The organism is Acinetobacter sp. YH12116 (assembly GCF_013418895.1).
Lineage (GTDB): Bacteria > Pseudomonadota > Gammaproteobacteria > Pseudomonadales > Moraxellaceae > Acinetobacter > Acinetobacter indicus.
Genome location: NZ_VPBE01000050.1, coordinates 1 through 7,703, shown reverse-complemented (window position 1 = coordinate 7,703; position 7,703 = coordinate 1). Strand labels below are relative to the sequence as shown.

The 7,703-nt window shown below is 41.2% G+C and carries 8 protein-coding genes and 2 pseudogenes; 4 read left to right on the top strand and 6 right to left on the bottom strand.

The genetic code is table 11. The annotated features are described in order from the left end of the window. Nucleotides 1-119, top strand: a pseudogene (locus FTU54_RS15210) (IS30 family transposase); the annotation flags it as partial. Nucleotides 120-1,106: 987 nt separating this feature from the next. Here FTU54_RS15210 and FTU54_RS15345 read toward each other — a convergent pair. The 5 genes and pseudogenes from FTU54_RS15345 to FTU54_RS14680 all read right to left on the bottom strand — a co-directional run. After that, nucleotides 1,107-1,580: pseudogene (locus FTU54_RS15345) on the bottom strand (DUF262 domain-containing protein); the annotation flags it as partial. A 169-nt stretch (nt 1,581-1,749) separates the two neighbouring features. After that, entirely contained in the window at nt 1,750-2,280 is a 531-nt protein-coding gene (locus FTU54_RS14695; RefSeq protein ID WP_168400300.1) for a gamma carbonic anhydrase family protein, read from the bottom strand. A gap of 106 nt (nt 2,281-2,386) precedes the next feature. Continuing rightward, the gene (gene dacC, locus FTU54_RS14690) at nt 2,387-3,535 is read right to left on the bottom strand and encodes a D-alanyl-D-alanine carboxypeptidase PBP5/6 (RefSeq protein WP_160241460.1); all 1,149 of its coding nucleotides are present in this window, start codon (nt 3,533-3,535) and stop codon (nt 2,387-2,389) included. A 119-nt stretch (nt 3,536-3,654) separates the two neighbouring features. After that, the gene (locus FTU54_RS14685; protein WP_016658407.1) at nt 3,655-4,050 is read right to left on the bottom strand and encodes an MCR_0457 family protein; all 396 of its coding nucleotides are present in this window, start codon (nt 4,048-4,050) and stop codon (nt 3,655-3,657) included. A gap of 198 nt (nt 4,051-4,248) precedes the next feature. Next, nucleotides 4,249-4,620, bottom strand: a complete 372-nt coding sequence (locus tag FTU54_RS14680) for an MCR_0457 family protein (RefSeq protein WP_005176804.1) — start codon at nt 4,618-4,620, stop codon at nt 4,249-4,251. 110 nt (nt 4,621-4,730) lie between these two features. Here FTU54_RS14680 and surE point away from each other — a divergent pair, with 110 nt between their 5' ends. The 3 genes from surE to FTU54_RS14665 all read left to right on the top strand — a co-directional run bounded on the left by surE (nt 4,731) and on the right by FTU54_RS14665 (nt 7,477). Next, entirely contained in the window at nt 4,731-5,507 is a 777-nt protein-coding gene (surE, locus tag FTU54_RS14675; RefSeq protein ID WP_160243396.1) for a 5'/3'-nucleotidase SurE, read from the top strand. Between the two features lie 110 nt (nt 5,508-5,617). After that, nucleotides 5,618-6,454 (top strand): peptidoglycan DD-metalloendopeptidase family protein, encoded by an 837-nt coding sequence (locus tag FTU54_RS14670; protein WP_016658404.1) that lies wholly within the window; start codon nt 5,618-5,620, stop codon nt 6,452-6,454. Between the two features lie 93 nt (nt 6,455-6,547). Further along, entirely contained in the window at nt 6,548-7,477 is a 930-nt protein-coding gene (locus tag FTU54_RS14665) for a LysR family transcriptional regulator (RefSeq protein WP_005176807.1), read from the top strand. A 66-nt stretch (nt 7,478-7,543) separates the two neighbouring features. On the opposite strand, the gene FTU54_RS14660 is transcribed toward FTU54_RS14665, so the two are convergent. Next, nucleotides 7,544-7,703, bottom strand: a 160-nt coding sequence (locus tag FTU54_RS14660) for an IS3 family transposase (protein ID WP_158650443.1), incomplete at its 5' end; no start/stop codon positions are given.

The window sequence follows — 7,703 nt, the reverse complement described above, 5'->3', positions numbered from 1 at the left end:
TTGCCATGTCACTGAATACTCGTCCTAGAAAAGCGTTAGATTGGCTTACACCATTAGAGAAGTTTGCTCAGCTTGTTGATTATCATAAGGCTTTTGAAACTGTCGCACCTCATGTTTGAATTCGCCCTGTGTCCAATTTGCTCATATTTTATTCCATACACCTGAGCAATTTTTTCAGCGTCCTCTAAGGTATCAGCAACACCAATAAAGAAATAGCCACTTGTATCAGGTCCAATATTGGCCATCCCACATATAGTATTTACTAACTTTTCGAGAACTTTAATATTGATTTTTCTAATATGATCTACATTCAGAATTCCCTGTTTACATTCATAGCGAGAAGTTTCTAATCTAGAACGTCTAAGTGAATTTTCAACATCTAATGCTAAGCCAGCTCCATGGTTAAGTAGAGGAGGCTCTTTCTTAACAAAAAATCGTTGAATTAAGCCGACTGTTTTATCAATATTTTTAATTCTGTCTTCTGTTGTCGCATAATTGGCAGAAGAGATCATTTGTTTTTGTAAATCTTTCAGTGCATTCATGATTCCAGCATAATTATCTGGTGTTTTTTCTTCCTCGATAACCAATCTGTAAAATGCCATGAAAATAGCATAAAAAGACATTTTAATTGGATTTCTACTAGGATTAACTACCGTTCTTAATGCGTTAGGAGAAGGATCATATTCATCAATAACCTCCTTTAAAACAGAGAGCGTAACTTTTACTTCTGTGGCTAGCTTTTCTATACCGTAAGTATGTAGGTTACGCCTAATAGTTAAATATAAGTCATCACTTTCATTATATATCTTATCAAAAAGCTCTTTGCTTCTTGCTATAGGCTCTTGCAACAACAAGGATGCACATATATCAACGACCATCTCCTCATCTTCACTATCTCTCAACTGTTTAGCCCATAAAATTCCCTGTTTACACCAAAATATTTCATCTGCTTTAAGAGCGTATCCTAAATCTGCTCTATTTGAATCTATGCTGATTTCAGGCATTTTAGATAAAGGTAACTGATCATTAGAATCATCCCCTCGAATCTCAGATGAAAGTTTTCTAACTAACATTGAAAAGTCATCAATCATTCCTGCTTGTCGTTTATCTTGAGCGCTTAACTGGCGCCCACCAGAATTGATACGACCAAAAATATCAGTGACAGTGGTTCCATTTACTACAGGGAAAATAGTTACGGCTAATTGATAGTCCAATATATCTGCACATATCGAGGATGGTAACTTTTTAGAATTAGTATCAAAACTAAATAAGCCTTCACTTTGCGCTAATTTAGCTCTAGAGAACTGATCAATATCAAAATATTGATCATCTATAGAATATTCATTTTCAATGAAATTAAAGATAGCATTTAAACGTTGCATACCATCAATTATTTCATAGAATGTATTTCCATCCTCATTAATCTCGGCCAATAAAATTAAGGGAATAGGATAATCTTTAACAATACTATCAATTAAGTGTTGTTTTTCGTTTAATGTCCATACTAATTTCCGCTGATACTTTCTATTCACTATCAACTTATTATCTCTATACAACCGATAACCTTCTTGTATACTCATACCTCTTGGGGTGATACTCATTATTTTCTCAACTCATTTATTTAAAGTTTAATACTTTTATTTTTACATAAAATAATGAATTTAAATAATAAATTATTTTTAATGAATTTATAAGAGGATCAACTTAACACTCTTATTTAACATAAAATCTCTTATGCGAAATCCAATTTTACTTATAATTCCACGAAACCTTCACATAATTCTGCGCTGAATACGGCAAAAACGCTTTTTCTTTATCGGTTAGCGGACGTACTTTTTTAACAGGACTACCCATATACAAATAGCCACTTTCCAAAACTTTGTTTGGTGGAACAAGTGAGCCTGCACCAATCATCACATCATCTTCAACAACAACGTCATCCAAAATAATCGTGCCAATACCCACCAAAACGCGGTTCCCAATAGTACAACCATGCAACTTCACATGATGACCAATCGTTACATCTTCACCAATAATCAAAGGTGAACCATTTGGCTTGTCGGCTTTTTTATGGCTGACATGCAACATTGAATGATCTTGCACATTGGAGTTTTTACCAATACGAATAGAATTCACATCCCCGCGAATTACGGCAAACGGCCAAACCGAGACATTTTCGCCGAGAACCACATCACCAATGACCACGCCCATCGGGTCGATATAACAGGAATCATCAATCTGTGGATGGGTATCTAAATAAGGACGAATGTTCTGACTCATAGTGATCTGCTCGTAAAAGTGGAATGATCAAGACAATAGTATAAAAGAAAAAGCACCCATTCGCTGAATGAGTGCCTTCACTTAAGTCTAAAGTCGTGCTGTAAACTTAGAACAGGTTGCTAAAGAACTGCTTGATATGGTCAATGAGGCGCGAGAAGAAGCCAGCTTCTTCAACTGCGTTTAAAGCCACCAGTGGTTTTTCAGCAATTACTTTACCATCTAAGCTTGCGACATATTTACCAATGACCTGGCCTTTTTGTAGCGGCGCAGTCAATTTCGGCTGAACCACCAATTGCGTTTTAATTTCATTGGCTTTGCCTTTAGGCATGGTCACATTAAAGTTTTCAGCCAGACCAATTTGTACTTCATCCGACTGACCAAACCAGACTTTAGATTTGGCCAGGACCTGATTTGCAGGCTGTACATTTTTGGTTTCAAAGTTGGCATAACCCCAAGCCAGCAATTCACGTGTTTGTGTCGCACGTTCCTGCATGGTTGGCGCACCAAAAATCACAGAAATCAGACGCGTTGGGCCACGTTTTGCAGAAGTCGTTAAACAGTAGCCGGCTTCATTGGTATGACCGGTTTTTAAACCATCAACACTTGGGTCTGTATAGAGCAGGGCATTACGGTTGCCTTGACGGATGCCATTAAAGGTAAATTCTTTTTCTGAATAAATCGGATAATATTTAGAACTGTCTTTAATGATGTGCTGGGCCAAGGTTGCCATATCTTTGGCTGTTGAATAATGGCCGTCTGCTGGCATACCGGTCGAGTTAATAAACTGGGTATTGGTCATGCCAATTTTTTTGGCTTCTTCGTTCATCATGTGTGCGAAGGTGCCTTCATTGCCGGCAATGTGTTCCGCCATGGCTTTAGAGGCATCATTACCCGACTGAACAATAATTCCACGCAGCATTTCAAGTACAGTTGCAGTGCCATTCAGCGGAACATACATACATGATTCCGCGCTACTGCCGCGACACCATGCTGACTCGTTCATGCGCACTTGTTCATCTTCAGTGAGTTCACCGCTCAATAGTTTTTGTTCGATGATGTAGCTGGTCATCATCTTGGTCATTGAAGCAGGGGCTAATTTTTCATTTTCATTTTTTGAAGCGAGAAGTTGCCCTGTCTCGTAGTCCATTAGCACGTAGGATTTATTATTCAATTCTGGTGGTGCAGATAGGACAGTTGCTGCAAAGCTAAAACTAGGAACTAATAATAATGCAGCAAGGGCAGTTTTTTGGGTCATTTCTAGTGGGTTCCTATATCTTGATGTAAGCACGAAGAGCCTAGCATTTTAGGACAAAGCTAGGCTGACTTCTATGGGAGAAATCGGCTCATCGGAAAAAGTATTGTAACCAAATAGTTTTATTTGCTGTACGCGGTCAATTCCTGGCAAATGGCCTTATTTTTCTGGCTTCCCGCTTTTTTGGCATCGGCCTGTGCTTCAACCAGCATCGGCTTAAAACTTTTTTGCTTGCTTAGGGCTTGTAAAGCTGCAACCGGATCTTTTTCTGCCGGCATATATTCTTTGGCCAGTTTGGCATAGCCCTGATTAAATTTAGTCTGGTCTTTGTCCTGAATTAACGCTGGGCACACTTCAGATAATACATAAATGGCTGCCAGTTCCTGCTGGGTGACTTTTTGAAGTGGTGTGACTTCAATATTTTCATTCTGTGCCAGTGCGGTTTGCCCCAAACCCAAAGTAATGGCGATACCAGCCAGAAGTTGCAAAGATTTCGTTTTTAATTGGGAAGTGTACATAAAAAAATAGACCTAAAACTTAAAAATACCACATGCCCATAAGCTTAATGATTTTTGACAGAATGAAAAGAAAAGAAGTGTATCTGAGTAGGCTGACACACACTCAAAATTAAAAAGCCAAATCAGAAATGCAATAAAAAAAGAGCAATCAACCTATGCTGATTACTCTTGATGTGAAGATGGTGCGTCAGTACAAACCTAAAGTTCGATTGCAGCAGCATCCTGACAAACAGTTTTCTGTTCATCTGCCGTGGTTTCTTTAGCAGCATCACGTGCTTCAATCAGAATGTTTTTATATTCTGCATCGGCCTGCAGTGCGCTGTAGCTTAAAGTCTGACCTTTTAAGTCTGCCAGGTAAGTTTCAATTAAAGCCTGAATATTGCTATCCAGTTTGGCGTTTTTGCCAATAATGGCCGGACAAACCTCAGCCATCACCTGAGCGGCAGCAATGTCTTCTTTCACAATGGTATTGGCTTCTTCTACCGTCAAGCCTTCAGCATTGACCGCTTGAGAGAGAATTACCGCAAAACCAAGCCCCAGTAAACGACGTACAGATAAGCGACGAATCATGTTATACACACTTTTTATTGATGGAAGTTCGACACTAAATATATATACTTCTCATTATATTTCAATGAAATGTGCTGACCGGTCATTTATTTAATTTGAAGAGTAAATTTGTGAATATCTTAATTGCCAATGATGATGGCGTTTTTGCGCCAGGGATCCAGGCGCTTGCACACGCATTAAAACCTTTGGGCCGTGTGGTAATTGTCGCGCCAGAAAGCGAGCGTAGCGGGTTTTCCAGTGCTTTAACCTTAGATCGTCCTTTACGTCCAATTCCGATTGCCAAAGATATCTGGGCAGTGAATGGCACTCCGGCAGACTGCGTCTATTTATCTATGAATGGCCTGTTTGATTTTGAATTTGATCTGGTGGTGAGTGGGATTAACAGCGGCGCCAATCTGGGGGATGATGTGCTGTATTCAGGTACCGTTGGTGCTGCTTTTGAAGGGCGTTTAATGACGCAGCCGGCTATAGCTGTATCACTGGCTGGCCCTAATGTCCGAGCTTATCAGCATCCGGCCGATTATGCAGTTGCCGCGCAGTGGGTGCATGATTTTATTGCCAACGGCTTGCCAACCTTGCCGCCACGCCACATTTTGAATATTAATATTCCAGATGTGGCGGAATTAAAAGGCGCAAAAATTACCTATCAGGGCCGTCGCAGTCAATCTAAACCGATTACCAGCCATGTCGATCCGCGCGGTCGCCAGGTGTACTGGATTGGACTGGCCGGAGAAGCCGTTGCAGACCCGCGTAAAGATGTGGGTGAAATCCAGTCGGATTTCTTTGCTGTGGCCAATGGCTATGTCAGCATCACCCCAATTCAGATGGATGCGACCAATTACGATATTCTGGGGCATCTGCATGACAGCTTGAGTCCAGCCCTGTAAAGAATGTTATAACTTTGTGAAAAAGTACCGTCTGAAACTCTTTTTCGGTGCTTTTTTGTTAATCTTAGCGCAGTTCAATAATTACATTTAAGATGTAGAGAGGAAGATTAATGCCTTTGGTGTCACACGGTCGTTTATTTGCAGCACCGACAACATTGTTGAAAACTTTATTTGTATCTACAGCCGTTATTTCTACGCTCATCATCAGTGGCTGTGCGTCTAAACCTCAAGTACATAATTCTGCACGTTATGCGGCTGCGCCAAATTTCTATACTGTACGCTCAGGTGATACTTTAAGCGGCATTGCAGCACGTTATGGTTTAAGTTATCTCAGTATTGCGGAAATGAACGATATTGCCGCGCCATACCGGATTTATGTGGGCCAGTCGATTCGTCTGAAAAGTGGCAGTGCACCGCGTACCACCACGACGCGTCCGGTAACGCAGCCAGCACCAATCCAGCGTCAGACCATTGCTATTCCAAAAACTACGCCAGCACCGACCGCACCGGTGACCACGACGACCACAACCACACCACGAACCACTACTCCGGCGCCGACAGTGAGTTCTACCGTAGGTTCTTTACGCTGGGTGAAACCATCCAATGGTGCAGTAATTGAAAACTTCAATTTAGCGTCGAATGTGAAAGGGATTCGTTATGGCGGCAATGTTGGTGATCCGGTCTTTGCAGCTGCAGACGGGCAGGTGGTGTATGCTGCAGATGGCCTGAAAGAATACGGTAACCTGGTGTTAATTAAGCATATTAATGGCTATATCACCGCTTATGCACACAACAGTAAACTTAACGTGAATAGTGGACAAAATGTAGCAGCGGGGCAGAAAATTGCCGAAATGGGCTCATCGGGCACCACCCGCACCATGCTGGAATTCCAGGTCCGCCTTGATGGCAAGCCGATCAACCCGACTAATGTTTTACCAATAAATTAATTTTTTTAAGTGCAAAACGTAAATTTCACCGTATAATACAATGAGTTGCTTTTATCAAAGGTAGGAGCATCTCATAAGTTCAGAGGGAAATTTATGTTAGATCAACTTCGAGCAATGGGTGTATTTGCTTGTGTTGTTGAAAAAAGCTCGTTTAGTGGCGCTGCGCGTGAACTCGGTATCACCACAAGTGCTGTAAGTCAGCAAATTCGTTCTTTGGAAAATGAAATGGAAGTAACGCTGTTACACCGTTCCACCCGAAAACTGAGTTTGACTGAAGCTGGACAAGCTTTTTTCCACAGCTGTCAGGAAATGCTCGCCGCTGCGGAGCGTGGTAAAATACGCATTAATGAATTACGCGATGACCTGGTAGGTGATTTGCGTATCGCAACCACCCCGGAACTGGGTGCGAATCATGTCATTCCGGCATTGTCGCACTGGATGTCAGCCCATCGTGGCTTGGCCATACATGTCGAAGCGGACAATCAGTTTATTGACCTGATTGAAGGTCGGATTGATATTGCTTTGCGCATGAGTTCAAAAATTGAAGATAGTCAGCTGAATGTAGTGCCACTGGCGCGCGTTGAGCAGGTTCTGGTGGCATCACCAAGTTATCTGAACCAGACCACACCGGTGTCACGTCCTGAAGATTTAAAAAATCATGACCTGATTCCAGTAAATTTGATGAAAAATTATGCCAGTTTTTCATTTCATCACGCCAGTACGGGTGAAGTGGTCGGACTGGACATGAGCTCTCGCCTCACCACAAATAATGTTCTGATTGCCAAATCATTATGTTTACAAGGGCACGGAATCGCGAGACTTTTATATCTAGATGTACAAAAAGATTTAATTAACGGTTCTTTGGTCGAAGTATTACCTGAATGGAAATTGCCGACCTTTACATTGTATGCGATTACGCCAAAACGTGAGCAGCAGCCAATGAAAGTGCATCGTTGTCTGGATGCTTTAAAACAGTATTTTTGTCAGTTACCTGGCGGCAGAATTTACCAGGAAGCCTCATAAAATATAACAATTCAGAAATTAAAAAAGCCGCATCATGATCTGACCCCAATAAGTTGGACAGTTTGATTAAGCAGCTTTTAAGGACTGAGTTCTGTATTCTACAGGACTCAGTCCTTTTAATTTAACCTTGATTCGTTCATGGTTGTAATAATGAATATATTCTTTCACGGTCTGTTCCAACTCTTCAACTGAATTAAATTCCTCACCATAGAAACATTCTGATTTA

Excerpts from the sequence above, each read along its gene's own strand:
- FTU54_RS14695 (WP_168400300.1), bottom strand. The coding sequence starts at position 2,280 with ATGAGTCAGAACATTCGTCCTTATTTAGATACCCATCCACAGATTGAT.
- dacC (WP_160241460.1), bottom strand. The coding sequence starts at position 3,535 with ATGACCCAAAAAACTGCCCTTGCTGCATTATTATTAGTTCCTAGTTTT.
- FTU54_RS14685 (WP_016658407.1), bottom strand. The coding sequence starts at position 4,050 with ATGTACACTTCCCAATTAAAAACGAAATCTTTGCAACTTCTGGCTGGT.
- FTU54_RS14680 (WP_005176804.1), bottom strand. The coding sequence starts at position 4,620 with ATGATTCGTCGCTTATCTGTACGTCGTTTACTGGGGCTTGGTTTTGCG.
- FTU54_RS14670 (WP_016658404.1), top strand. The coding sequence starts at position 5,618 with ATGCCTTTGGTGTCACACGGTCGTTTATTTGCAGCACCGACAACATTG.
- FTU54_RS14665 (WP_005176807.1), top strand. The coding sequence starts at position 6,548 with ATGTTAGATCAACTTCGAGCAATGGGTGTATTTGCTTGTGTTGTTGAA.